At 64.9% G+C, this 25,795-nt stretch carries 24 protein-coding genes; 10 read left to right on the top strand and 14 right to left on the bottom strand.

What is annotated here, in order from left to right; genetic code table 11:
* Positions 1-13: 13 nt before the first annotated feature.
* The 4 genes from ACWGPT_RS05435 to ACWGPT_RS05420 form a co-directional block, all read right to left on the bottom strand.
* The gene (locus ACWGPT_RS05435; RefSeq protein WP_452604580.1) at positions 14-961 is read right to left on the bottom strand and encodes an ABC transporter permease; all 948 of its coding nucleotides are present in this window, start codon (positions 959-961) and stop codon (positions 14-16) included.
* Entirely contained in the window at positions 958-1,899 is a 942-nt protein-coding gene (locus ACWGPT_RS05430) for an ABC transporter permease (protein WP_452604579.1), read from the bottom strand. Before ACWGPT_RS05430 ends, ACWGPT_RS05435 begins: the two co-directional genes overlap by 4 nt.
* Positions 1,896-3,359: an ATP-binding cassette domain-containing protein gene (locus tag ACWGPT_RS05425; protein WP_452604578.1), complete on the bottom strand. Its 1,464-nt coding sequence runs from the start codon at positions 3,357-3,359 to the stop codon at positions 1,896-1,898. Before ACWGPT_RS05425 ends, ACWGPT_RS05430 begins: the two co-directional genes overlap by 4 nt.
* A gap of 90 nt (positions 3,360-3,449) precedes the next feature.
* Positions 3,450-4,466, bottom strand: coding sequence for a substrate-binding domain-containing protein (locus ACWGPT_RS05420; RefSeq protein ID WP_452604577.1), 1,017 nt, complete (start codon positions 4,464-4,466; stop codon positions 3,450-3,452).
* Positions 4,467-4,717: 251 nt separating this feature from the next.
* Here ACWGPT_RS05420 and ACWGPT_RS05415 point away from each other — a divergent pair, with 251 nt between their 5' ends.
* Both ACWGPT_RS05415 and ACWGPT_RS05410 read left to right on the top strand, forming a co-directional pair.
* A complete protein-coding gene (locus ACWGPT_RS05415) occupies positions 4,718-5,959 on the top strand; it encodes a GAF domain-containing sensor histidine kinase (protein ID WP_452604576.1) in 1,242 nt (413 codons plus the stop codon).
* Positions 5,959-6,687, top strand: coding sequence for a response regulator (locus tag ACWGPT_RS05410; protein WP_452604575.1), 729 nt, complete (start codon positions 5,959-5,961; stop codon positions 6,685-6,687). Before ACWGPT_RS05415 ends, ACWGPT_RS05410 begins: the two co-directional genes overlap by 1 nt.
* 6 nt (positions 6,688-6,693) lie before the next feature.
* Here the strand turns inward: ACWGPT_RS05410 and ACWGPT_RS05405 are convergent, their stop codons facing one another.
* From ACWGPT_RS05405 to ACWGPT_RS05380, 6 genes are all read right to left on the bottom strand, one after another.
* The gene (locus tag ACWGPT_RS05405; RefSeq protein WP_452604574.1) at positions 6,694-7,743 is read right to left on the bottom strand and encodes an AI-2E family transporter; all 1,050 of its coding nucleotides are present in this window, start codon (positions 7,741-7,743) and stop codon (positions 6,694-6,696) included.
* A gap of 46 nt (positions 7,744-7,789) precedes the next feature.
* Positions 7,790-8,524, bottom strand: a complete 735-nt coding sequence (locus tag ACWGPT_RS05400) for an ABC transporter permease (RefSeq protein WP_452604573.1) — start codon at positions 8,522-8,524, stop codon at positions 7,790-7,792.
* Positions 8,521-9,459: an ABC transporter ATP-binding protein gene (locus ACWGPT_RS05395; RefSeq protein WP_452604572.1), complete on the bottom strand. Its 939-nt coding sequence runs from the start codon at positions 9,457-9,459 to the stop codon at positions 8,521-8,523. Before ACWGPT_RS05395 ends, ACWGPT_RS05400 begins: the two co-directional genes overlap by 4 nt.
* On the bottom strand, positions 9,456-10,619 hold the full coding sequence (locus ACWGPT_RS05390) for an ABC transporter permease (protein WP_452604571.1): 1,164 nt from the start codon (positions 10,617-10,619) through the stop codon (positions 9,456-9,458). Before ACWGPT_RS05390 ends, ACWGPT_RS05395 begins: the two co-directional genes overlap by 4 nt.
* 63 nt (positions 10,620-10,682) lie before the next feature.
* Positions 10,683-11,594: a glycine betaine ABC transporter substrate-binding protein OsmF gene (gene osmF / locus ACWGPT_RS05385; RefSeq protein WP_452604570.1), complete on the bottom strand. Its 912-nt coding sequence runs from the start codon at positions 11,592-11,594 to the stop codon at positions 10,683-10,685.
* A gap of 128 nt (positions 11,595-11,722) precedes the next feature.
* Positions 11,723-12,961 carry a CynX/NimT family MFS transporter gene (locus ACWGPT_RS05380; RefSeq protein ID WP_452604569.1) on the bottom strand — a complete coding sequence of 413 codons (1,239 nt, stop codon included), beginning with the start codon at positions 12,959-12,961 and terminating at the stop codon, positions 11,723-11,725.
* Positions 12,962-13,173: 212 nt separating this feature from the next.
* Between ACWGPT_RS05380 and ACWGPT_RS05375 the strand changes: the two genes are divergently transcribed.
* The 8 genes from ACWGPT_RS05375 to ACWGPT_RS05340 all read left to right on the top strand — a co-directional run bounded on the left by ACWGPT_RS05375 (position 13,174) and on the right by ACWGPT_RS05340 (position 21,550).
* Positions 13,174-13,521, top strand: a complete 348-nt coding sequence (locus ACWGPT_RS05375; RefSeq protein WP_452604568.1) for a DMT family protein — start codon at positions 13,174-13,176, stop codon at positions 13,519-13,521.
* A 66-nt stretch (positions 13,522-13,587) separates the two neighbouring features.
* Positions 13,588-14,478: a DUF72 domain-containing protein gene (locus tag ACWGPT_RS05370; protein ID WP_452604567.1), complete on the top strand. Its 891-nt coding sequence runs from the start codon at positions 13,588-13,590 to the stop codon at positions 14,476-14,478.
* Positions 14,479-14,604: 126 nt separating this feature from the next.
* Positions 14,605-16,494, top strand: a complete 1,890-nt coding sequence (locus ACWGPT_RS05365) for a SurA N-terminal domain-containing protein (RefSeq protein WP_452604566.1) — start codon at positions 14,605-14,607, stop codon at positions 16,492-16,494.
* 15 nt (positions 16,495-16,509) lie between these two features.
* Entirely contained in the window at positions 16,510-17,526 is a 1,017-nt protein-coding gene (gene trpD, locus ACWGPT_RS05360) for an anthranilate phosphoribosyltransferase (protein ID WP_452604565.1), read from the top strand.
* A 12-nt stretch (positions 17,527-17,538) separates the two neighbouring features.
* Entirely contained in the window at positions 17,539-18,357 is an 819-nt protein-coding gene (trpC, locus tag ACWGPT_RS05355) for an indole-3-glycerol phosphate synthase TrpC (RefSeq protein ID WP_452604564.1), read from the top strand.
* Positions 18,357-18,848, top strand: a complete 492-nt coding sequence (gene moaC / locus ACWGPT_RS05350) for a cyclic pyranopterin monophosphate synthase MoaC (RefSeq protein WP_452604936.1) — start codon at positions 18,357-18,359, stop codon at positions 18,846-18,848. The genes trpC and moaC overlap by 1 nt, the downstream gene beginning before the upstream one ends.
* Before the next feature lie 2 nt (positions 18,849-18,850).
* On the top strand, positions 18,851-20,065 hold the full coding sequence (locus tag ACWGPT_RS05345; protein WP_452604563.1) for a molybdopterin molybdotransferase MoeA: 1,215 nt from the start codon (positions 18,851-18,853) through the stop codon (positions 20,063-20,065).
* 54 nt (positions 20,066-20,119) lie between these two features.
* A complete protein-coding gene (locus ACWGPT_RS05340) occupies positions 20,120-21,550 on the top strand; it encodes a cryptochrome/photolyase family protein (RefSeq protein WP_452604562.1) in 1,431 nt (476 codons plus the stop codon).
* 46 nt (positions 21,551-21,596) lie between these two features.
* On the opposite strand, the gene ACWGPT_RS05335 is transcribed toward ACWGPT_RS05340, so the two are convergent.
* The 4 genes from ACWGPT_RS05335 to ACWGPT_RS05320 form a co-directional block, all read right to left on the bottom strand.
* On the bottom strand, positions 21,597-23,234 hold the full coding sequence (locus tag ACWGPT_RS05335) for a CTP synthase (RefSeq protein WP_452604935.1): 1,638 nt from the start codon (positions 23,232-23,234) through the stop codon (positions 21,597-21,599).
* Between the two features lie 125 nt (positions 23,235-23,359).
* The gene (gene secG / locus ACWGPT_RS05330; RefSeq protein ID WP_452604561.1) at positions 23,360-23,815 is read right to left on the bottom strand and encodes a preprotein translocase subunit SecG; all 456 of its coding nucleotides are present in this window, start codon (positions 23,813-23,815) and stop codon (positions 23,360-23,362) included.
* Between the two features lie 93 nt (positions 23,816-23,908).
* Complete coding sequence (gene tpiA / locus ACWGPT_RS05325; protein ID WP_452604560.1) at positions 23,909-24,679, bottom strand: triose-phosphate isomerase; 771 nt, start codon at positions 24,677-24,679, stop codon at positions 23,909-23,911.
* Positions 24,680-24,780: 101 nt separating this feature from the next.
* Positions 24,781-25,668, bottom strand: coding sequence for an alpha/beta hydrolase (locus tag ACWGPT_RS05320; RefSeq protein ID WP_452604559.1), 888 nt, complete (start codon positions 25,666-25,668; stop codon positions 24,781-24,783).
* Between the last annotated feature and the right edge of the window lie 127 nt (positions 25,669-25,795).

The raw sequence follows: 25,795 nt of genomic DNA, 5'->3' as shown, positions 1-25,795 counted from the left end.
CTTTGATTAGGGGTTACCGCGCGGCCTGCTTGCCGCCCGCGGCGAGTATCACGCCGATGATTATGAGGCCCGTCAGGATGAGGCGGACGCCGGCGCCGAAGCCATAGGTATTGAGCATCGAGACGACGAGGAACATGAAGAGGGATGCGCCCCATATCCCCGGGACGTTGGAATTGCCGCCGGCGACCGCCGTGCCGCCGATCACCACCACGGCGATCGACATCAGCAGATATTCCGCGCCCATATTGAGGGCTGCCCCGCCCGAAAAGCTTGCGAGCAGATAGCCACATAACGACGCAAGGACGGCGCAGAGAACATAGGTGACGAAGCGCGTTCCATCAACGGGAATGCCGGCCATCCTGGCTGCGAACGGGCTCTGCCCGATGGCGGAAATCCAGCGGCCGTAGATGGTCCGCTCGAGCAGGAACCAGGCGGCGACCGAGAGCGCCCCGGCAACGATGGCGACGTTCGGGACGCCGAACGTGTATGAGGTGGTGAAATCCGACAACGCCTGCGGAGGCTTGATGCGCAGCCCGCGATTTGTCCAGATGGCGCAGGACTGCACGATGAAGCTCATCGAGAGGGTGGCGATGATCGGCGGAATGCGCAGGAGCTTGATGAGGACGAAGTTGCCGACCCCGACGCAGATGCCGAGCCCGATCGCCACGATCAGGCCGATCAGGATCATGCCGTCCTGCACCTCCATGATCTTGAGGGCGATGGTTCCGGAAAGGGTCATGGTGGCGGGAACGGAAAGATCGATATTGCCCGGGCCAAGCGTGATCACGAACATCTGGCCGATGCCGACGACGATCGAGAACGCCGCGAAGGTCAGTGCCGCCTGCGTCAGCCCGAGGGAACTCGAGCCCCCGGTGAAGAGGACGGTGACCGCCCAGACAATGATCGTCGCCGCAAACGACCAGATCCACGGCTTGCCGGAAAGGCTGCTCAACGTGGTCACTGCACCTTCTCCCGCTTTTCCATCCGGTTCAACGCAAGCCGCATCGCAAGCACGATGATCAGGATCGCGCCTTGTGCGCCGATCTGCCAGTCGGGAGAGATGCGCATGAAGGAGAGGAAGGATCCGGCAAGAGTCAGGGTCAGAGCCCCTATCACCGCCCCGACCGGCGACACGCGCCCTCCGACGAACTCGCCGCCGCCGAGGATGACCCCGGCGATCGACAGCAGCGTGTATCGAAGCGCGATGTTGGCATCCGCCGACGTGGTCAGCCCCACCAGCGCGATCCCCGCGAGCACTGCAAAGAGGCCGGCGAGCGCATAGGCGCCCGCGCGGATGCCGATCACCGACCACCCGGCCCTTTCGACCGACCGCATGTTGCCCCCGACGCCCCGGATGAGCACGCCGAATGTGGAGCGCATGACGAGAAGATGGGTGAGGACGGCAATGACGAGACTGGCGAGGATCGCCATCGGCATGAAATGCGGCTTCGCCGTCATCAGCGCCCGGGCCCATTCCGGCGCGGTTCCTCCCGGGGACGGCAGAATGAGCACGGCAAGGCCCGCCCAGACGAAGCTCATTCCGAGCGTCACGACGATCGAGGGCAGTTGCCGGATGTGGATGATCACCCCGAGCGCGGCGTAGACGGCAATGGCGCCTGCCAGGATCAGTATTCCGATCGCCGGCGAGGCCTGCAGGAAGGTGGCGGCGACGCAGGCGCAGAAGCTGACGAACGCGCCCATGGACAGGTCTAGATCGTTGACCGCCATGACGAGCATCTGCGCCACGGTCGCAAGCGCGATCGGCACGGCGAGGTTGAACAAGAGGTTCAGTCCCGTGTAGGTCATTGCCCTCGGCTGCATGTAGAAGACTGCCGCGAGAAGAACGGCCAGCGAGGCCGCCGGCAGGATGGTCCTTATGGCTCCGGAGGAGAGCTTCATGCCGCTTCACCTCCGGAGAAGGAGGCAGCCAGCACATTCGCCTCGCTGACATCCTCGCCGCCGAGATGGGCCGCGATCTGGCCGTCGCGGAACACGTAGACCCGGTCGCAGAGGCAGATTTCGTCCATCTCGGTCGAATACCAGATGAAGGTGCGGCCGCTCCCGGCCTCCGCGCGCAGGATGTCGTAGACCTCCTGCTTGGTGCCGATATCCACGCCGCGCATGGGGTCGTCCATGAGGACCACCCTCGCCGACGTGGCGAGAGCACGGGCGAAGAGAACCTTCTGCTGGTTTCCGCCCGAAAGGGAAAGAATGGGATTTTCCATATTCGGCGTGCGTATCTCGATCCGCTTCTTCCAACTCTCGCTGACCCGATCTTCCTCCCGCGTGTCGATCACGTTGCGCGAGGAAAGGGCCTTCAGCGAGGAAATGCTGAGGTTCTTCAGTATGCTCCAGAGCGGGAACGTGCCGTTCAGCCCGCGGTCCCCGGCGACGAATGCCATCTTCGGCTCGCGCATTGGAAGCCAGTTGCTGTTTGCGGAGAGATAGAGATCGAGAAGCGCCTGGGTCTGGCCGTGTCCGCCAAGCCCCGCGAGACCGATGATCTCACCCTCGAAGGCCTCGAGCCGCATGTCGGAACCGAGAGAAGCCGGAACGGAGAGGACCGGCACTGACCGCTCGCGAACGGAAATATGCTTCCCGGCGCGCTCCCGCACCACGCTTCCCATCGTCTCGACAAGCCGGCGCGTATCGAATTCATCCGCGGCCCTGTCGGCCACCACCTTGCCGTCCTTCATCACGACGATGCGGTCGGAGGTGGAAAGGATCTCTCCCAGGATGTGGGAGATCAGGAGAACGGAGCCCCCGGAACGGACGAAGCGGCGAACGTAGGCCATGAGTTGGCCGGCAAGCCCTGCATCCAGCGAAGAGGTAGGCTCGTCCAGGATGACGAGCTTCGGGGGCGCCGAGACGGCTGCGAAGTTGATCGCGATCTCGACCATCTGCCGTTCGGCAATGCCGAGATCCTCGACCACGCTGCCGCAATCGATCCCGTGGCCCGGGAAGATTTCCCCAAGCTGGCGGCTGACCAGATCGAGGCCGCGCCTTCGCCAGCCGGCACCGCGGAGGTCGCCGTGCATGATGCGGGCGTTCTCGGCGATCGTGAGGTTCGGGCAGAGCGAGAGCTCCTGGAATACGCAACGCACGCCATTCGCCCGGGCGCGGGCAATGCCGTGGAGCCCGGCCTCGCCGGCATAGGCGACGCTCCCCTCCTGCGGGGAAAGCGCACCGTTGATCACGTTGACGATGGTGGACTTGCCGGCGCCGTTATGGCCGACCAGCCCGACGCATTCCCCGCTGCGGATCACCAGGTCGGCGCCGTCCAGCGCCTTCACGGCACCGAAGGCCACCTTGACGCCTCGCGCCGCCACGACCTCTTGATTGAACACTGCCTTATCCATGGAGATGCTGTTCTGCCCCAGCGGTTCGCGAAAAAGGCACCGGATGCGGCTTGATCGCCCGCATCCGGTGCGGAAGGTGGAGCCCTGCTCCTACATGCCTGCGCCGATCACCTTCTGCGCATCTTCCAGCGAGTACTCGACGTTGGCGACGCCGCCCTTCTCGGTCTTCTCGAGATTTGCCTCGAGATTGTCCTGGTCGATCCTAAGGAAGGGCACGACGAGGTCCTTCTTGACGTCCTTCCCGTCGAGGATCTGCTGTGCGACCCAGAATGCGAGCGTCGAAACACCCGGCGCGATCGACACGGACATGGTCTCGTAGCCGTTCGCGTCCTTCTGCTCCTTCCACCAGCGCAGTTCGTCCTCGCGGTTGCCCATGACGATCGTGGGGATCGGGCGGTTGGCCGCGGCAAAGGCCTGCGCCGCGCCGTAGCCGTCACCACCCTGGGTCACGACGGCAGCAATCTCCGGCAGGCTCGGCAGGATGCCGGCAACGGCACGCTGCGCCACGTCCTGCGCCCAGTCGCCGTTGACCGAGCCGGCGATCTTGAATTGCGGGTTCTTCTCGACACCCGCCTGGATGCCCGCATGGATCTCGTCATCGACCGAGACGCCGGCAAGACCGCGGATCTCGAGAAGGTTTCCGCCCTGCGGCATCTTCTTGGCGAGATAGTCGAGCTGGCTTTCGCCCATGGCCTTGAAATCGACAGCGATCCGCCAGGCGCAAGGCTCGGTGACGATGCCGTCGAAGGAAACGACGACGATGCCCGCGTCGCAGGCTTCCTTGACGGCGCCGTTCAGGGCCGTCGGAGACGCCGCGTTCAGGACGATCGCGTCATAGCCCTGGAGAATGAGGTTCTGGATCTGCGCGGCCTGCTCCGTCGCCTGGTTCTCGGCGGTCGTGAATGCGTCCGCTGCGGCGACGGTCCCTTGGCCGACCGCGTCCCTGGTGATCTTGTCCCAGCTCGTCAACATCGCCTGGCGCCACGAGTTGCCGGCGTAGTTGTTGGAGAGTGCGATCTTCTTGTCTGCCGTCTCGGCCGAAGCGGAGACCGGTGCGGCTACGAACGCGAGCGCGATCGATGCCAGAAGCATCTTCTTGATGGTCATGATTTCCTCCCTGTGCCCCGCGGGCCTGTCAGGCCGCTCCTCAACGGCCTGTCGACTGTATTTGTACTGGCGCCCAGGCGTCAGTATGGAGAGAATGGAGGAGAAGCTCGATCTTGCAAAGGCATATCCGAGCAAGCTCGATGCGGAGGATCGCGTAAAATCTGCGGGAACCCGCAGGACAAGCGTCGCGGGGCGGCGCTTAATGAAATGCGCCCTGGGCGCCACCATTTCGACGGGGGAGGACGTCGCCGATGCTGAACCCGACGAGAAGCGCGCTGTTCGATCATTATCTGGGCATTTCCCGGCTTCTGGCGGGACAGCTCGACTTCAACGCGATCATTCAGGCGGTGGCGGTCGAGATAGGACACATCATTCCCCACGATCATCTCGACGTCTGCATCAAGATGATCGACGGGAAGTATCACATCGCCTACGAAAGCGGCCTCGAGACGGCGTGGAGCCAGCACCCCCCTGCCCTGCTGAGCGGAAGCCCGATCCGCAGCCTCCTGTCGGGCGAAGTCGACCATCTGCTCTCCGGCGACGCCTGCGGCGATCCGCGCTTCCATTTCGACGGGGCCTTCTCCAGCCCGATCATCGCGCTTTCGCTGCGAAGCCGCCTGCATGTTCCCCTGCGCGTCCAGGGAGACATTATCGGCGCGCTCAGCTGTTCGAGCCACAGGCCGGACCACTACACGATGGAGGACGTCGAGAACGCGCGCTCGATAGCCGACCTCCTGGCGCCCTATTTCTTTGCCCTGCGGGCGGCGGACCAGGCGAAGCGCTCGGCGGTCGTCGAGACGGAGGCGCGCGCCCGTGAAGAAGGGTTGCGGCTTGGGGCCCTCAAGCTCACCGAAGCGCTGGAAGCCGAACGCCAGAGGATCGGCATGGATCTTCACGACCAGACCCTCGCGGACCTGACGCGGCTGGCCCGGCGCCTGGAGCGCCTGACGCACCTGCCTGACGTTCCCGGCGAGACGCTGGAACCCGTCTTCCGCAGCCTTCAACACTGCATGCACGACCTGCGCCAGATCATCGAAGAGGCCAAGCCATCGGTCCTGCAACTTTTCGGGGTGGCGGAGGCCATCGAAAATCACCTGGAGCGCTCGGTGCGGGAAACCGGCGGACAGGTGCGCTGCGAGGTCGTCGACGACAGCGGCACCGCCCTGGATGCCCTCGACCAGACCGTTGCCACCGCGATGTTCCGGATCGTCCAGGAAGCGATCAACAATGCCGTTCGTCACGGCCAGCCGTCCGAGATCGTCGTGACCCTACAGAAGCTCGGCAATGGCCTGTGTGTGATCGTGACCGACGACGGTGTCGGCATCGGCCGCCCTCAGGAACAGGCCGGGCACGGCATCGACAACATGCGTACGAGGGCGCGCCTCATAGGAGCCCGCTTCGAGATAGGGGCAAGGCCCGATCGCTCTGGTACGCAGGTGAAATTGTGGCTTGCCCACGGACGCCCGAGGCAGCCGTCAACAGGAATGACGTAATGGAAGTTCTCATCGTCGAAGACGATCCGCTTCACCGTTCGTATCTGCACGATGCGGTGCGTGCCGCGCTGCCCGAATGCGGACTGGTGATCGAGGCGGAAAACGGCAGGATCGGAGAAGGCCTCGCGCGGCAGTATCGCTCGGCCCACATCGTCATGGACCTGCAGATGTCGGAACGCAACGGCATCGAGGCTGCCCGCACCATCTGGAAGGAGCGACCGGACACGCGCATCCTGTTCTGGTCCAACTATGCCGACGAAGCCTATGTGCGGGGCGTGTCGCGGATCGTGCCGGAAGGGGCGGCCTACGGCTATGTCCTGAAGTCGGCATCCGATGACAGGCTCAAGCTCGCACTCCGCAGCATCTTCATGGAGGCGCAATGCGTCATCGACCGTGAAGTGCGCGGCATGCAGCAGAAGAGCCTCGGCCATGTGAACGGCTTCACCGATGTCGAATACGAGATCCTGATCGACATCGCGCTCGGATTGACGGACCGCATGATCGCCCGCCGACACGGTCTGTCTCTCAGAAGCGTGCAGAACCGATTGCAGCAGCTCTACGAGAAGCTCAACGTCTACCAGCGCGTCGGCGAGGACGGGGAAGAGGGCCGCTACAATCTGAGAAGCCGTGCCGTCGCCGTAGCGCTCATGCGCAAGCTCATCAACTACAGCGCGCTTGAGCGCGCCGAAGCCGAACTCAACGAATGGCTGGGGGTCAAGCAGAACTGACCAAGGTCAGCTCTCCCGCACACTCTTCTCCTCGGTGAAGATGCTCCAGGCGGAGACGAACAGGGCGGCAACGAGGGGACCGATGATAAAGCCGTTGATCCCCAGGAGCGACAGGCCGCCGATGGTCGAGAGCAACACCATGTAGTCGGGAAGCCGGGTTTCCTTGCCGACCAGCGGCGGACGCAGCAGGTTGTCGACGAGGCCGATGACCAGCACGCCGACGCCGACAACGATGACCGCCTTCAGCCAAGAGCCCGTGAGAGCGAGATAGATGGCGGTCGGGACCCAGACGACGGCGGCGCCGACCGCCGGCAGAAGCGAGAGGAAGGCCATCAGCACGCCCCACAGGAGCGCGGCCGAGATGCCGACGGCCCAGAACGTCACCCCTCCGATGAGGCCCTGGATGAGCGCGATGATCACATTGCCGCGCACGGTTGCCCGAACCACGGCGGTGAACTTCGTCGCAAAGCGCTGCGTATGCGTGTCACTGAGCGGTGACGACTGCCTCAGCACGCCAGCCATCCATCGGCCATCGCGGAACAGGAAGAACAGCAGGTAGAGCATCACGCCGGCGACGATGAAGAACTGCAGCGTATTCTCGCCGATACTCAGCGCCTGGCCCGCGAAGAAGCGGCCACCCGCCATGAATACGGAGGCGACCCTTTCCCGCAACTCGTCGAAACCGGTCAGCTCGAAGGTCCTGATCCGGTCCTGCACGAAGGCCGGCAGGGCGTCCTGCAATTGCTGCAGGAAGCGCCTGATATCGATCTGTCCGCTGTCGATCTGCTGGTAGAGGTTGGTTCCCTCCCGGACCAGCGAGCTCAGGATCACCAGGCCGGGGATGATGACGAGGCAGACGCAGATGACGACGGTCAGAAATGCGGCGACGTTGCGGTGGCTGCCCAGCCGCTGTTCCAGCCGGTGGTGGAGCGGAAAGAAGACGATCGCCAGGACCACCGCCCAGAAGATGGCGGAGTAGAACGGCAGCATGACCGCGACAAATGCAATGGTGACCAGCACCAGCAGCACGTAGAAGCTGACGCGTTCGATAGGCATGATCGCTACCTTTCTTCCATAACGAGGTCACGACCAGTCCGCATCTCTAGATCCGGACTGACAAGCGGTGTTCCAGGGCGGACAACGCGTCATATATCAGCACCGCCAGCAACCCGACGATCAATCCGCCCTGCACGACGAAGGCCAGGTTGTTGGATTGAAGCCCGGCGATGATCACCTCCCCCAACGTTCTGGCGGCCACGGTGGATCCGAGCGTGGCGGTCGCCAGGCCGATCACGGCGGAGAGGCGAATTCCGGAAAGAATGACGGGCATGGCAAGCGGCAGTTCAATCCGAAAGAGACGCTGCCCCTCGGTCATTCCCGTTCCGCGCGCTGCTTCCATCACCGGCTGCGGCAGGGTCGTCAGGCCGGTCAGCGTGTTTTCGAAGATCGGCAGCAGTCCGTAGAGGAAAAGCGCGATCAGCGTGGGCTTCTCTCCGAAGCCGAAGACCGGCACCGCGAGAGCGAGGACGGCGACCGGCGGAAAGGTCTGGCCGATGTTCACCAGGCTTCGCGAGAGCGGAAGGAATTTCCGCCCGAAGGGCCTGCTGACCAGGATCGCCAGGGCGATGGCGACGACCGCTGCCGCGAAGATCGCAACCGCGACCGTGGCGAGATGCTGCATCGTCAGCGCGAGAAGGCTGCCCTGATTGTAGATGGCGGGGGCGTTCCGCTGCGCCAGCGGCCTGAAGATCGGTTCGAAACCCTGCGGCCACACGAGAAACGCAATAAGCAGAGCGAGCAGGATGAGCCGCAGGACGTGCGGAAGCCAGCGCTTCATGCCGTGTCGCCCACGTGCTTCAGGAGCGTCTCCCGCGTGACGCGGCCCGCTGGTCGGCCATCGTCGGACACGACCGGCAGCGCATCGCGGCCGGACCATATCAGTTCCGCCAGCGCATCCTTCTGGCTCGTCCGCATGTGCATGGCGGGCCCTGCCGCCTCGCCCGGCTCGATCGCATCCTCAAGCGTCCGCAATGCGAGCAGCCGATAGGGACGCTCGGCCGTGCCGATCAGGGCCTCGACGAACGGCGTTGCCGGATCCCGTACGAGTTCTTCCGGGCGTCCGTACTGGAGAAGGCGGCCGCCATCCATGACCGCTATCCTGTTGGCGAGACGGAAGGCCTCTTCCATGTCGTGCGTTACCAGGATGATGGTGGTTGCGAAATGCTGCTGGATGGTCAGCAAATCCTCCTGCGCCTTGGCCCGGATGATCGGATCGAGCGCCCCGAAGGGTTCGTCCATGAGCAGTATGTTGGGCTCGGCGGCAAGGGCCCGCGCAACGCCGACGCGCTGCTGCTCGCCGCCGGAAAGCTGGTGCGGGTAGCGCGGCCCGAAGAGGTCGGGATCGAGCTGGAAAAGCGACAGCAGTTCCCGGGCTTTCGCATTGATCCGCGACGCGTCCCAGCCCTGCAGCCGGGGCACCGTCGCGATGTTCTCCAGCACCGTCCGGTGGGGAAAGAGCCCGTGTCCCTGGATGGCATAGCCGATACGACGCCGAAGTTCGTAGCCAGGGATGGAGCGGTTGTCCTCGCCATCGATCCTGATCGCGCCCGCGTCGCGCTCCACCAGCCGGTTGATCATGCGCAGGAGCGTGGTCTTTCCGGACCCGGAAGTGCCGACGATCACGGATATCGTATGCGGCTCCACCATCATGGAGACGTCGTCGACCACCGGTCTTCCGTCATAGAGCTTGGTGACGGCTTCCACCTCGATCATCGGATCTCCCCTCCCCGTGTTCGCGACGCGCTCATCTCGCTCAGGGCATCGAAGACGACCGCCGACGCGAAGGCGAGCGCCACCGTCGGCAGGGCGCCGAGAAGAACGAGATCCGTCGCCGTCTGCCCCAGCCCCTGGAAGACGAAGGTTCCGAGCCCCCCTCCGCCGATCAGCGCCGCGACGGTCGCAAGTCCGATATTCTGGACGAGCACGATCCGGATGGCGGTCAGGATCACCGGCATGGCAAGCGGAAGCTCGACCCGCAGGAGCCGCTGGCCGGAAGTCATTCCGAGGCCCTTCGCGGCCTCCCGGGTCGCCCTGGGAACGCCGTCAAGCCCGGCCACAGTGTTGGCGACAACCGGAAGGAGCGAATAGAGGAACAGGGCGACGAATGCGGGCGCGACGCCGATGCCGCGAATGCCGATCTCCCATGCCCCCGGTATGTTTGCCGCGATCCAGGCCAGCGGTCCGATCAGAATGCCGAAAAGCGCGATGGAGGGAATGGTCTGGATGAGGTTCAGCGTGCTGAGGACCGCGGACCTGATCCCCGGAATCCTCTCGCAGATGATCCCCATCGGCAGGCCGACCGCGGCCGCCGCCGCAAGCGACCCCAGGGCCAGCAAGAGATGCCTCGACAGTTCGGTCCAGAAGACGTCGGCCCGGGCGGCGTATTCCTTCATGATGGAAAGATCGCTCCAGGTGCCCGACAGGAGAACGAAGCCGAGCATGGCCGCCGCCCCGGCGAGGTAGAGAAGCCTCACGGCCGGCCCGGGCCTCGAGCGCGCAATGGCGTCCACGGCCAGGAGAGCGAAGGCGAAAAACAGGATCCAGAACCCGGAGGCCGGCGAGACCCGTGCATAGCTGTTTCCCTCCGGCGTCAGGAATGCGCCGGCCAGCCCGACGCCGAGGAAGATCGCGGCGATCGCCACCATGGCGACGAGCAGACGCAGCGCCGATCGCCTGACCAGCGAACCCACCAGCGCCGCGACGACTGCCATGCCCAGAATGCCTGCCGCGGCCCATGCGGGCAAGGCGGCAAACAGGCCGAAAGGCTCGCCCTGCACGATCCGGTTCGCACGAGCCGTTGCAAACGGCGAAACGGTGCCGAGGGCGACGAGGAGCGCAATCCCGACCCCGAGCTTGTCGATCCGTGTGATCACGCCTCAATCCTGCCGGCTCGCCCAGTCATGCCGCATGTTCGCACCGCCACGACGAGAGGACAACTACTTCACGAGGCCGTTGCTCGTCAGGAAGTCCTCGGCGACCGCCTTGGCCGGCTCCCCTCCCACCTGTACCCGCCCGTTCAAACCCTGAAGCGTGACCAGATCCAGCTTTTCGAAGACCGGCTTGAGGAGCGCCTCGATTTCCGGATGCTCCTTCAGGACCGTTTCCCGGATGATCGGGGCGGGCTGATAGACGGGCTGGACGCCGTTGTCGTCCTCCAGCACCACCAGCCCGGAGGGTGCGATCCCGCCGTCGGTCCCGTAGACCATGGCGGCATTGGCACCATTGGTCTGGTTGGCCGCAGCGGCGATCGTCGCGGCGGTATCTCCGCCCGAGAGCGTGATCAGCTGGTCGGGCTGCAGCGTGAAGCCGTAGGTCTGCTGAAAGGCGGGCAAGGCCGCGGCGGAATTCACGAATTCCGACGATGCCGCCAGCTTGATCTCTCCGCCGCCGGAGACGTAGGCGCCCAGATCGGACAGCGTCTTGAGATTGTTTTCGTCGGCAAGGTCCTTGCGGACGGCGATCGCCCAGGTGTTGTTGGCGGAAGAAGGGGTGAGCCAGACGATCTTGTTGGCGTCGTAGTCGAGCTGTTTCGCCAGAGCGTAGGCTTCGGCTGCATTCTTCCAGGCCGGATCATCCGCCTTCTCGAAGAAGTAGGCCGCGTTGCCCGTGTACTCAGGATAGATGTCGATCTCCCCTGCCGTGATCGCCGACCGCACAACGGGTGTCGCTCCCAGTTGGGTACGATCGGTGGTGGGGATGCCGTTCGACTCCAGCACCTTGAGGATGATGTTTCCGAGAACGCCCCCCTCGGTATCGATCTTCGATGAGACGACGACCTGCGCAAAGGCAGTTCCCGTCGCCATGGCCAGCGCAAATGCGAAGCCGGCCGTTCTGATAATGGCGTGCATCAATCAACCCTCCGTCCAGGATACGGCGAATCGGTCACTGCGCCTTGCCCGTCCCGCCCTGCAGGAGTGGGTATATGGAGCCCTCTCCCCGGGCGACGAGTCCCGCGGGGAAAATTGGTCGGGCCCGTTCAGGGCTTCGGGATGTCCTCGACCGTGACGTTGACGTATTTCGGGCGGCCGGCGAGCCAGCCGTTGATGGCCGCGCCGAGGCCGAGCGCGATGAAGAGGATCGACGTCGCCGCGAAGCTCCCGGTCCAGCCCCGGATGAAGCCGACGATCAGCGGGCCTATCGAGGCGAGGAGATATCCGACGCACTGGGCCATGCCGGAAAGATGCGAGGCGACGAGCGGATCGTCAGAGCGCAGCACGATATTGGTCATGGCAGCGGCAATAAGTCCGCCCTGCCCAATCCCCTGCAGCACGGCCCAAATCCACACCGTGGAGAGCGGCGCAAACAGGAGGCCGAGGAGCGCCCCGACGGAGATCACGCAGAGTGCTGCATTGACGACCCGCTGGTCCCTGCCCCTCACCGCTATATGCGGCACGACGAGACAGGCGGCCGCCTGCACCATGACGGAAACGGAGACGATGCCGCCCGCGGCGATCCCGTCCAGGCCCCGCTCCCGAAGGATCGGCACCAGCCAGCCGAAGACGCAATAGGCGAGTGCCGACTGGAGCCCCATGTAGAGCGTCACCTGCCAGGCGAGCCTGTCCTTCCACAGCCCGACGACCCGTTTGCGGGTGCCGCCGTCATGACGTCCCGCCCGGATAACCTGGGGGAGCCAGACAAGTGCTGCGATCGCCGCCGGCAGCGCCCATACGGCCAGGGCTCCGCCCAGCCAATTGCCGAGCGCGTGCTCGACCGGCAGCGTCAATCCCGCGGCGGCTGCAGCACCACCGCAAAGCGCCATGGTGTAGAGACCGGTCAGGAGCGCCATGCGGCTCGGAAAATCACGCTTCACGACGCCGGGCAGCAGGACGTTGGCGACAGCGATGGAGGCCCCCGCGACCGCGGTACCGAGGAACAGGAACGGCAGGGAAGGAATGCCGCGGATAGCCGTTCCTATCGCCAGCAAGGTCACCACCAGGAGCAGCGTCCGTTCCGACCCGATCCGTTGTGCGAGGCGCGGTGCGAGCGGCGAAAAGGCGCCCAGGCAGATCACCGGCAGCGTCGTAAGGAAACCGGCCCCCAGGTCTCCCAATCCAAGTCCGGCGCGGATTTCCGGAAGAAGTGCGGAGACGCTCGAGAAGACCGGACGCAGGTTGAAGGCAATCAGGACGAGGCTTGCGCCGAGAAGAAAACGGGCGGTCGGCGACGATCTGCTGGAATGGACCGGCTTGAGGCCCTGCGGAGAACGATTGAGCAACGACTGATCCTTCGCTTCATTCCGGCGCACGTCGTCTTGTCGGCAAGAAACTTCGCGGCAAGGCCTTTTTACATGAGACGGCTACCAGTTGCCGGGAGGACCGGCAATGTCACTCTCCTGTCGGACGGTACGGCAGGCGTGTCCGCGGCCATCCTCTTGTCTTTCTCTCGCGGGCATGCTTGCGGTAGCGCGTGTTCACCGGACCCGCCACGATGCCCAGCTTTATGATTCCCGTCGCCACCATCGGCCTTCTCCTCCTTTCGAACCTGTTCATGACCTTTGCCTGGTATGGTCATCTCAAGTTCAAGACGTCGCCGCTCTACATCGTCATCCTGGCGAGCTGGGGAATTGCACTCCTCGAATACTGCTTCCAGGTTCCCGCAAACCGGATCGGGCACGGCTATTTCAATGCGGCGCAGTTGAAGACGATCCAGGAGATCATCACCCTTTCGGTCTTCGTCCTCTTCTCGATCTTCTACCTCGGCGAATCCTTCCACTGGAAACAGGGGATCGGCTTTGCGTTCCTCGCGCTCGGCGCCTTCTTCATATTCGCGAAGTAGCAGGAACCGCAGTCTCCGACGCTTGTTCGTCCGCTCGTGAAAGGATGAAACGAGGCAGCGCAGTCCATGGCAGGGCATGGCAGAGTCCGGATCGGCATATCAGGCTGGACCTACAAGCCATGGCGCGGCGTCTTCTATCCCGAAGGCCTGCCGCAGAAGCGCGAGTTGACCTACGCGGCCGAGACCTTCTCCTCGATCGAGATCAACGGGACCTTCTACGGATTGCAGCGTCCGGAATCCTTTGCCGCATGGTACGACGCGACGCCGGACGGCTTCCTCTTTGCCATCAAGGGCTCCCGCTACATCACCCACATGCGGCGTCTCCGGGACATCGAGGTCCCGCTGGCGAACTTCCTGGCATCGGGTATCCTGAAGCTCCGCGACAAGCTTGGCCCCATCCTGTGGCAGTTTCCGCCGCGCATGAAATACGAGCCGTCCCGCTTCGAGGATTTCCTGGCGATCCTGCCGAGGGATACCGAGGAGGCGGCGCGGCTTGCCCGCCGGCATGACGGCCGGCTCGACGGCAGGGCTTATACGCAGGCCGACCGGAGGCGGCCCCTGCGCCATGCCTTCGAGATCCGCCACGAGAGTTTTCGCTGCGCAGAGTTTATCGAGCAGTTGCGACGCCACGGAGCGGGCCTGGTGGTCGCCGATACGGTCGAATGGCCGCTTCTCATGGATCTGACCGCCGGCTTCGTCTACTGCCGCCTGCACGGGTCCGAAGAGCTCTATGTCAGCGGCTATGACGACGCAGCGCTCGACAGATGGGCCCGGCTGGTTCGGGCCTGGGCGTCCGGTCACGATCCCGAAGAGGCGGAACGTGTCCTTGAGCCCTCGCGCCCGTCCCGGCGCGGACGCGATGTCTATGTCTATTTCGACAATGACGTGAAGGTACGCGCACCCGCCGACGCGACCAGCCTGATCCGCCGGCTCGGCCTTGGTCGCGATACCGGCTGACGAACGTCGGATCGTCGTGCCGCAGCCTTGCCGCAAATGCCTTCATTTCCTGTGCGGATTGTTCTAGAGACAATCGACATGCCGCCGTCCGCGCGGCCTCGACATATTCGCAAGGTATCGTAGGCAATGCTCAATTCCCTCAGAAACGCGTCCCGATCCTGGGTTGCCAAGGCGCTCCTCCTGCTCCTCGTCGCATCCTTCGCCGTCTGGGGTGTTTCAACCTCACTCGTCACCACGGATGCGAACACCGTCCTGACCGTCGGCGACCAGGAAGTATCGACGCAGGAGTTCGCCCTCGCCTACCAGCGGCAGGTTTCGGCACTCGGGCGGCAGTTCGGCACGCAGCTGACGGCAGAGCAGGCCCGCGCATTCGGGATAGACCAGCAGGTCTATGCGCAGCTCGCTGCGGGCGCCGCCCTCGACCAGCTCGCGCATGACATGAGGCTCGGCCTGTCGCAGGACCGCCTGGCGACGCTGATCGCCGAGGATCCCGCCTTCCATGGCACCAACGGCCAGTTCGACCGCAACCTCTTCACCTCCCGCCTGCGCAATGCCGGCCTTCGCGAGGACGACTACATCACCGAGCGCAGCAAGGTTGCGGTCCGCAGCCAGATCGTCGAGGCGGTCTCGGACGGCTTCACGCCGCCGCAGGTCATGCTTGACGCGCTGCGCCAGTATCGCGACGAGGTCCGTAGCGCCGACTACCTGCTTCTGTCGAACGCCAATATCGATCCCGTCAAGGCGCCTGCCGACGACGTCCTCGCCGCCTGGTTCGAGGGCGCGAAGGCGCGCTACAGGGCGCCTGAATACCGCCGCTTCACCTATGTGACGCTCCGGCCGGAAGACATCGCCGATGCCTCGTCCATCACCGACGAGGAAGCGCGCGCGGAATACGAGCGGAAGAAGGACAGCTTCACCACCCGCGGTACCCGCACGATCGAACAGCTGACCTACGCCGACAAGGAAATGGCTGAGGCGGCTGCGGCCCAGTTGAAGGACGGAAGCGCAACCTTCGACCGGCTCGTCGCCGATCAGGGCAAGACGGCTTCGGACGTGCTCCTCGGCCAGTTCACCCGGGACACCATGCCCGACCAGACGCTCGCAGAAGCGGCCTTCGCCGTAACCACCGAGGGCGGTACGACGCCGGTGGTCGAGGGCGCCTTCGGGCCGGTCATCCTTCGGGTCACCAACATCACGCCGGAAGCGACGAAGTCGTTCGACGAGGTGAAGGAAGAGGTTCGCAGGCAGCTGGCGCTTTCCGCCGCCTCCCAGGAGATCCTCAACACCCACGATCGCTTCGAGGATGTTCGGGCGTCGGGTGCGACACTTCCGGAGGCTGCAACGGAACTGAAGCTCGAAGCCGTCACCGTTACCGCCGACGCATCCGGCATCGACCAGGACGGCGAGCGGATCGCCACGCTGCCGGCAGCCGAGACGCTTCTCGCCGACGTCTTCCGCACCGATCCCGGCGGCCAGCCGCTTCCGGTCTCGCTCGGCAATGACGGTTATGTCTGGTTCGAGGTCGAAGAGGTCCTACCCGAGCGCGATCGCACACTCGACGAGGTTCGCGAGAAGGTCGTCGCGGACTGGACCGCCGAGCAGCAGCGGACGGCGCTCAGCGCCCGCGCCACCGAACTCAAGGAGCGGATCGAGAAGGGCGAGACGCTTGCGGCGATCGCCGAGGAACTTGGCGTCGCGGTGGAGACCAAGCAGGGCCTGCGCCGCACCGGCGACGATGCCATATTCGGTCCCGAGGCGACGACCGCCGTCTTCGCCGGCCCCGCCGATCTCGTGACGACCGCGACGGCCGCGGACGGCGAAAGCCGGCTGCTGATCCAGGTCACCTCGACGGAACAGGTTCCCGCAGACGCTCTCGGCCAGGACGAGCCGCTCCGGCAGATTGCCGAAGCCGCAGGCGACGACATGCTGGACCAGATGGTCAACCGCCTGCAGAACGAATACGGCGTCTCGATCAACCAGGCTGTTGCCGATCAGGTAACCGGCATGATCCGCTGACGGAAGGGGTAGCTCATGCCTGAACTGAAGCCCCTTCTCGCGAAGGTCGCGAACGGCGAAAGCCTGACGCGGGAGGAAGCGCGAGAGGCGTTCGACGTCCTCATGTCCGGCGAGGCGACGCCCTCGCAGATCGGCGGCTTCCTCATGGCCCTGCGGGTGCGTGGCGAGACGGTCGACGAGATCGCCGGCGCCGTCGCCACCATGCGGGCGAAGATGCTTCCGGTTACCGCGCCGGCCGATGCCGTCGACATTGTCGGCACCGGAGGCGACGGCACCGGCACCTACAACATCTCCACGCTTGCCTCGCTGATCGTCGCGGGCTGCGACGTGCCGGTCGCCAAGCACGGCAACCGGGCGCTCAGTTCGAAGTCCGGGGCGGCCGACGCCCTTTCCGCGCTCGGCGTCAACCTTGAGATCGGACCGGACCGGATCGGCCGCTGCATCGCGGAAGCCGGCATCGGCTTCATGTTCGCCTCCATGCATCATTCCGCCATGCGCCATGTCGGTCCGAGCCGCGTCGAACTCGGCACGCGGACGATCTTCAACATCCTCGGGCCGTTGTCGAACCCGGCGGGAGCCCGCCGGCAGCTTCTCGGCGTGTTCTCGCCGCGCTGGCTGATGCCGATAGCGGAAGTCCTGCGCGACCTGGGATCGGAGCGTGTCTGGGTCGTCTATGGCGACGGCATGGACGAGATCACCACGACCGGCACCACCAATGTCGTGGCGCTGGAGAATGGTGAGATCCGCAGTTTCGACCTCACTCCCGAGGATTTCGGGGTCCGCCGCGCAACGCTCGACGAATTGAAGGGTGGCGACGGCCACGCGAATGCGGCGGCCCTTCGCGCCGTGCTGGGTGGAACGAAGAACGCCTATCGCGACATCTCGCTCTGCAACGCCGCTGCCGCTCTTGTCGTTTCGGGCAAGGCAGGCGACATTGCCGAAGGGATGCGGCTCGCAACCCTATCGCTGGACAGCGGGAATGCCGCTGCCGCACTCGACCGCCTTGTCGCGGTCTCCCATGCTGAAGACTGAGGCCGATTGCGCATGACCGACATCCTGAGGAAGATCGAGGCCTACAAGCGCCAGGAAATCGAGGCCGCCAAGGCACGCGTGCCGCTTTCGGACCTGAAGGCCATGGCCGCGGAACAGGACGCGCCGCGCGGCTTCTACCGTGCGCTGAAGGCGAGACAGGACAGCGGCGCCTTCGGCCTGATCGCGGAAATCAAGAAGGCCAGCCCGTCGAAGGGCCTCATTCGTCCGGATTTCGATCCACCGGCGCTGGCAAGAGCCTACGAGAACGGTGGTGCTACCTGCCTCTCCGTGCTGACGGACACGCCGAGCTTCGAGGGCGCACCGGAGTATCTGGTGGCCGCACGCGAAGCCTGCGCGCTGCCCGCCCTGCGCAAGGACTTCATGTTCGACACCTACCAGGTCCACGAGGCGCGGGCCTGGGGCGCCGACTGCATTCTGCTGATCATGGCGTCGCTTTCGGACGACGAAGCCCGCCGGCTCGAAGACGAAGCCATGACGCTCGGCATGGACGTCCTCGTCGAGGTTCACGATGCCGAGGAGACCGAACGGGCGCTGAAACTCTCCTCGCCGCTGATCGGCATCAACAACCGCAACCTGCGGACCTTCGAGGTCAGTCTCGAAACCTCCGAGCGCCTCGTTTCGATGGTTCCCGGCGACCGCCTGCTGGTGGGCGAAAGCGGCATCTTCACCCATCAGGATTGCCTGCGCCTGCAGAAATGCGGAATCACCACCTTCCTGGTCGGCGAAAGCCTGATGCGCCAGGACGACGTGGCACTGGCCACCCGAACCCTGCTCGGCGGGGAAAACGCATCGATAGCCGCGGCCGAATGATGTCTGGAAACGGTTCCCTCACCCATCTCGGTGCATCCGGCGAAGCCCACATGGTGGACGTCGGCGGCAAGAGGGAAACCGAACGGTCAGCCACCGCCGAAGGCTATGTGCGCATGCTGCCGGAGACCCTGGCCGCGATCCGCGAGGGCAATGCGAAGAAGGGCGACGTCATCGGAACCGCGGGTCTGGCGGGGATCATGGCGGCGAAGAAGACCGCCGACCTCATCCCGCTCTGCCACCCGCTGATGCTGACCAAGGTCGCGGTGGATATCACCGAGGACGCGTCCCTGCCGGGGCTTCGCATCAGCGCAACCGCAAAGCTCACCGGCAAGACCGGCGTCGAGATGGAAGCGCTGACCGCGGTTTCGGTCGCCTGCCTGACGATCTACGACATGGCCAAGGCCATCGACAAGGACATGGAGATCGGCGGCATCCGCCTCCTCGAAAAGACCGGGGGGAAATCCGGCACCTACCGGCGAAGCGGGGACTGAGCATGAGCCTTCTTCCCGTGCCCGAAGCCAAGGCAAGGCTGCTCGTCCGGGCGCGGCCGATCGAGAGGGTCGAGACCGTACCGCTGCGGGAAGCCAATGGCCGGGTGCTCGCCGCCCCCCTGACCGCTCTGCTGACCCAGCCTCCCTTCGATGCATCCGCCATGGACGGCTATGCGCTTCGGGCCGAAGATGCGCCGAATGTCGGCGCAGAACTCGTCGTCACGGGGACAGCGGCCGCGGGCCATCCCTTCGACGGACAGGTCTCCAGGGGGCAGGCGGTGCGGATCTTCACCGGCGCCCCCGTGCCCGCCGGCGCCGATACCATCCTTCTGCAGGAAGACGCCGAACTGCTCGGCAATGGCCGGATCCGCACGACATTCGACGTCACCGGCGGTAGACATATCCGTCCGCGCGGCCAGGATTTCGTCGAGGGCGAGACGGTCCTGCCGAAGGACGTCCTGCTCGACTATTCACGCCTGACGGTCGCGGCGGCGATGAACCACCCGGCGCTCGACGTCTACCGCCGCCCGAGGGTCGCGATCCTGGCAACCGGAGACGAACTCCTGCCGCCGGGACGGACGCCTGCCGCCGGCCAGATCATCGCCTCCAACATGACCGGGATCGCCGCACTCATCGAGGACAATGGCGCAGAGGTGGTTGATCTCGGGATCGTTGGCGACAGCCGCGAAGCGATCGCGAGCGCGGTCAACGCAGCGCGGGCCGCGAAGGTGGACGTGCTGGTCACGTCCGGCGGCGCCTCTGTCGGCGACCACGACCTCGTGCAGGCCACGCTGAAGGAGGCGGGGATGGAGCTCGACTTCTGGCGGATCGCCATGAGGCCGGGCAAGCCCCTGATGGTCGGTTCCCTGGGCGAGATGCAGGTGCTCGGCCTGCCCGGCAATCCGGTCGCCAGCCTGGTCTGCGGTCTCCTGTTTCTCGAGCCTCTGCTCCGAAAGCTTGCGCGCCTTCCCGAAAGGAAGCGGGAGGCGCAGGCGCTCACAGCGCGCGATCTCGTCGCCAACGATCGGCGGCAGGACTATCTTCGCGCGACGCTGGTCACGGACGCCGAGGGCGACTTGGTCGCCGAGGCGTTTTCGAAACAGGATTCGTCGATGATGAAGATCCTTGCCCATTCGGACGCGTTGATCATACGTCCGCCGCACGCAGACGCGCTGCCGGCAGGGAGCCCCTGCCCCATCCTGCTCCTACGCCCCTGATCCGGCCCGGCGGATCGCGCGTAGAGCACTGCATAATCCTTGCCGGAGCCCTGCTTGTCCGCCCCCCTTTCCCCCGTGATCGTCTGGTTTCGCCGTGACCTGCGTCTGTCCGACAATGCGGCGCTCTCCGCAGCCGTTGAGACCGGCGCGCCGTTGATTGCGTTGTTCATCCGCGAGGGCGGATCAGGTGCGGCAATGCCGTACGGGGCGGCGCAGGCATGGTGGCTGCACCATTCGCTGCTGGCGCTTCGGCAGGCGCTTCGTGACCGTGGCGCGGACCTCGTGCTTCGCAGCGGAGCGGCGGAGACGGTGCTGGCGCAACTCGCGCAGGAAACGGGCGCCCGTCAGGTCCATTTCAACCGCTGCTACGAGCGCGACGACGAGGACCGGCGGATGGTGCGTGAACTGAAGGCGACGGGACTTTCCGCCTATGCCTTCCATGGCCAGCTTCTCCATGAGCCGTCCGGCATCCGCACGGGGACAGGAAAGCCCTTCCGGGTGTTCACGCCCTTCTGGAAGGCTCTGCAGGCGCTGGGAGAACCGCGGGAACCGTTGGCGCCGCCCGCCGGGATCAGCGGCGCCGGCCCGCTGCCTGTTTCTGAGAAACTGGAGGAATGGGGACTGCTCCCGAAGGATCCGGACTGGGCCTCGCATTTCGGCAAGGTCTGGAGCCCGGGCGAGAAGGGTGCACGGGCCCGGCTCCAGCATTTCGTCGAGCGCGGCCTGCAGGACTACACGTCAGGCCGGGATTTCCCGGCCCTTGACGCTACGTCCGGGCTCTCCCCGCACCTCGCCCATGGCGAGATCACGCCGGCCCAGGCATGGCACGCCGCACGGTCAGCCAGCGATGCCGATCCGGCGCAGATCACCCATTTCCGGAGGGAACTCGCCTGGCGCGATTTCAACTATTCGCTTCTGGTCGAATTCCCCAATCTTGCGCGCGACAACTGGAACTCCGAATTTGACCGCTTCGACTGGTCGTTCGACGGAGCGCTCTTCCGTGCCTGGACGACGGGACGGACCGGATATCCGATCGTCGATGCCGGCATGCGCCAGCTCTGGCAGGAAGGCTATATGCACAATCGCGTCCGGATGATCACCGCATCTTTCCTGATAAAGGACCTGATGATCGACTGGCGACGGGGCGAGGAATGGTTCCGCGACACGCTGCTCGATGCCGATCCGGCCAACAATGCCGCGAACTGGCAATGGGTTGCCGGCTCGGGGGCGGACGCCTCTCCCTTCTTCCGCATCTTCAACCCGACGCTGCAGGGCGAGAAATTCGATCCCGAGGGCGACTATGTCCGCCGCTACGTGCCTGAGCTCGATGGCCTGGAGAAGCGATACATTCACCGGCCTTTCGAAGCACCGGAAGAGCTTCTTCGCAAGGCGGGGATCAGGCTGGGGGAAACCTATCCGCGACCGGTCGTCGACCACGCGCTTGCCCGCCGGCGCGCCCTCGCGGCCTACAAGGCCACGAGATAGCACGACGTTGGAGGGATATGCCGGGCATGCCGCCCGACATCTTCGATCAGACCAGGCGGCTCTGCTCGAGCGCCGCCTCGATGAAGCTTGCGAACAGCGGATGCGGGTCGAGCGGGCGGCTCTTCAGTTCCGGGTGGTACTGGACACCGATGAACCACGGATGATCGGCGTATTCGATCGTTTCCGGGAGCAGTCCGTCGGGGGACATGCCGGAGAACACGAGTCCGCACTCTTCCAGCCGGTCCTTGTATTCGACGTTCACCTCATAGCGGTGGCGGTGACGCTCGTGGATATCGGTGGACCCGTAGATATCTGCGATCTTGGTGCCCTTCTTCAGCACGGCCTCATAGGCGCCGAGGCGCATCGTGCCGCCGAGGTCGCCGGATGCCGCGCGGCGCTCGAGCGCATTGCCCTTGACCCACTCGGTCATCAGGCCGACGACGGGCTCCTGGGTCGGGCCGAACTCGGTGGACGACGCCTTCTCGATGCCGGCAAGGTTGCGGGCCGCCTCCAGCACCGCCATCTGCATGCCGAAGCAGATCCCGAAATACGGCACCTGGCGTTCCCGGGCAAAGCGGGCGGCGTTGATCTTGCCCTGCGCACCGCGCTCGCCGAAGCCGCCGGGAACCAGAATGCCGTGGACCTTTTCGAGATAGGGTGCCGGATCCTCCTTCTCGAATATCTCCGACTCGATCCACTCAAGCTTCACCTTGACGTGGTTGGCGATGCCGCCGTGGTGCAGCGCCTCGATCAGCGACTTGTAGGCGTCCTTCAGGCCGGTGTACTTGCCGATGATCGCGATCGTCACCTCGCCTTCCGGCGTATGGATGCGGTTGCAGACTTCCTCCCAGGCCGTGAGCCTCGGCTTCGGCGCCGGCTCTATCCCGAAGGCGGCCAGCACTTCAGAATCGAGCCCTTCCTTGTGGTAGGCCATCGGAACGTCGTAGATGTTCGCGACATCGAGCGCCTGGATGACGGCGGACGGACGCACGTTGCAGAACAGCGACAGCTTGCGACGCTCGGCCTCAGGGATCTCGCGGTCCGCGCGGACCAGCAGGATGTCCGGTGCGATCCCGAGGGCCTGCAGTTCCTTGACCGAATGCTGGGTCGGCTTGGTCTTCAGCTCCCCGGCCGCCGGGATATAGGGCATCAGGGTCAGGTGGAGGTAGACGGCCGAGCCGCGCGGCAATTCGTTGCCGAGCTGGCGGATCGCCTCGACGAAGGGCATGGCCTCGATGTCGCCGACCGTGCCGCCGATCTCGCAGATGACGAAGTCGTAGTCGTCATTGCCCTCGACGATGAAGTCCTTGATCTCGTTTGTGACGTGCGGGATGACCTGGACGGTCGCGCCGAGATAGTCGCCGCGGCGTTCCTTGTCGATGATGTTCTTGTAGATCCGCCCGGTGGTGATGTTGTCGGTCTTGTTCGCAGACCGGCCGGTGAAACGCTCGTAGTGGCCGAGGTCGAGGTCGGTTTCCGCGCCGTCGTCGGTGACGAACACTTCGCCGTGCTGCGTCGGGCTCATGGTGCCCGGATCGACGTTCAGATAGGGATCGAGCTTGCGAAGGCGTACCCGATATCCACGGGCCTGCAACAACGCTCCGAGTGCCGCAGCCGCAATTCCTTTTCCTAGGGAAGAAACCACGCCGCCTGTGATGAATACATATCGCGCCATGGGAGTCACCGGATACCTTTTCATGAGCGATTCCGCCAGCCCTAATCTTCACCGCGTGAAGATGGCCCACAGAATCTGGACAAAAGAAAACCGGCAGGCTTTTGGCCTGCCGGAGATTGCTGCCGAGACGGCATTTACTGTCCCGTCGGGACGCCCGTCGAATTGGCGGGTGCGGCGGGTGTCGGGGCCTGGCCTGCGGCCGGAGCCTCGGCGCCACCCTGTGCGGGAGCTTCGCCGCCTGTCGGGACGCCATCCTGCGCCGGCGTTTCAGCCGGTGCCTCGGACGTCGGGGCCGGGCCAAGCGCATCGAGGATGCCGCTGCCGCTGCCCGCTGTCGCGGGAATACGATCAAGGATGTCGGTCGGCCGCGACTCATAGCGCGCCAGGATGCCGAGCGTCATCGAGGTCACGAAGAAGAGCGTCGCCAGAATGGCCGTGGTGCGGGTCAAGGCGTTGGCCGTGCCGCGCGCCGACATGAAGCCGGAGCCGCCGCCAACCCCTAGTCCGCCGCCTTCCGAACGCTGGATCAGCACGACGCCGACGAGCGCGAGCACGATCATGAGGTGGATGACGATCAAAACGGTTTGCATGGCAAAATCCCTGCCCTTCGCGAAGGGCAATAACATAAGGTTGGCGGCTCTTTACATGAGGCTGATGTGCATTCCAAGCCCTTGCGGCAAGGTTTACGCCATCAGCTCTTCATAGACCCGGTAGATGGCGAGGAAATCGTCCGCTTTCAAGCTGGCGCCGCCGATCAGCGCGCCGTCGACATTGGCGATCGCCATAAGCTCCTTCGCGTTCGAGGGCTTGACCGAACCTCCGTAGAGGATGCGCATGGCGCGTCCCTCGTCCCCGAACCGGTCGGACAGTTCGCTGCGCATGAAGGCGTGGGCCTCCTCGACGTCGGCAAGCGTCGGGGTCAGGCCGGTGCCGATCGCCCAGACCGGCTCGTAGGCGATAACGGTGCGCGCGGCATTGACGCCATCCGGGATGGAGCCCGCCATCTGTCGCTTCAGGACCTCGAGCGTCTCGCCGTTCCGGCGCTGCTCCTCGGTTTCGCCGATGCAGATGATGGCGGTCAGGTCGGCCGCCTGCGCAGCTTCGGCCTTGGCGCGCACGAGAGCGTCGCTCTCGTTATGGTCCGTGCGGCGTTCCGAGTGGCCGACGATCACATAGGTGCCAAAGCAGTCCGCGATCATTTCCGCGGAGATATCGCCGGTATGGGCCCCGCTTGCGTTCTGGTGGCAGTCCTGGGCGCCGATCTCGAGCGGGCTGTCGGTGCACAGGGCGGTCGCCACGTAGAGCAGCGTTGCCGGGGGGCAGATGAGGGAATCGACCCTGCTCGCCAGCCCTCCCCTGACGCCATCGCCGATCGCCTTGATCTGGTCCAGGGACTGCCGCGTCCCGTTCATCTTCCAGTTCCCTGCCACCAGCGGCCGCACGTCAGGCGTCATCCGTTCTGCTCCTTGCCGGCGGGCCGCAGCCCGCTGTTTTTTCCCGAGAGGGTTTTAGTTCGTCCGGCGGGAAAATCCACGAAAAACGAGGCGATGGGGGATCACCGTCCGTTCAGCAGGAATTCGATCACCTTGCGCCAGTCAGTCATGCGGATCGGGGTTCCGTGGCTGCCGGTGTTGAACACTGTCAGCCGCACCGGATAGCCCGCCTGGTGGAGCGTGCGATAGACGGCTGCCTGCCCTTCCAGCGGGTAGACGCTGTCGGCGCTCCCGTGGGCCAGATAGAGCGGCAGCCGGCGCTTCGCCGCCGGGGTTCCCGCATATCCCGGATCGGGCGGGCCGCCGAGCAGCGCAAGCCCGGCGAGATGGCCGACGGCCTCCCGGTCGCGCGCGATGCCGGCGCAGATCATGCCGCCCATGGAGGCGCAGGCAAGCAGGACCGGCCGGCCTTTCGACTGCTCGAAGGCGTAGCGGACCAGCTGCGCGACGTCCTCGACCCCGCGCGCATCGAAGGAGGCGACGCTCGGCGCGTAATAGGTTCCGCCGTTCATCACGGCGAGGTTCTTCAGCCGGTTGAAGTTGCCGCCGAAGCTGTAGTCGTTGGCGCCGAGCCGCCGGTCGCCTCCCCGGCCGTGCACGAAGATCAGCGTGAAGGAAGCGTCCCGCGATGGTCCCACCCGGGTGACATCGATCCGACGGTCGCCCAGCCGAAGGGTCTCGTTCTCCTGGTGCTTCCTGACACCGGTCGAGAGATAGACGGACTTCACGCGCCGCTCCGGCACCTGGTCCCGCCCGTTGATGTCGCGCAGCTCCTGGTAGTCGATGACCTCGTAGGCGCCGCCGTCCGAAGCTTCCAGGACAAGGTGCCCGGCGAATAGCTCTTCCTTGTACGGGCGAAGCTGGAACTGCTGGGCATGCGTCGGCCCGATAGCCACAACGGCCATCACAAGTGCGGCAAAGGCCTTTTGAACGAAATGAGTTGTGGACATGCGGCCCTCCCGGCACTTCATGCAGCGCTGGTGCCTTGTCATCGCCGACCGGCAACCCCATTGCTCAAGGAGCGGCATTTCCGTATCGCATCGCGAAAAAGCCAGCTTTCTGGCAGAATTGCCGCTG

It is taken from the genome of Pseudorhizobium sp. NPDC055634 (assembly GCF_053618655.1).
The sequence above is the reverse complement of the archived record's forward strand: the minus strand, read 5'-3'. Positions and strand labels throughout refer to the sequence as shown.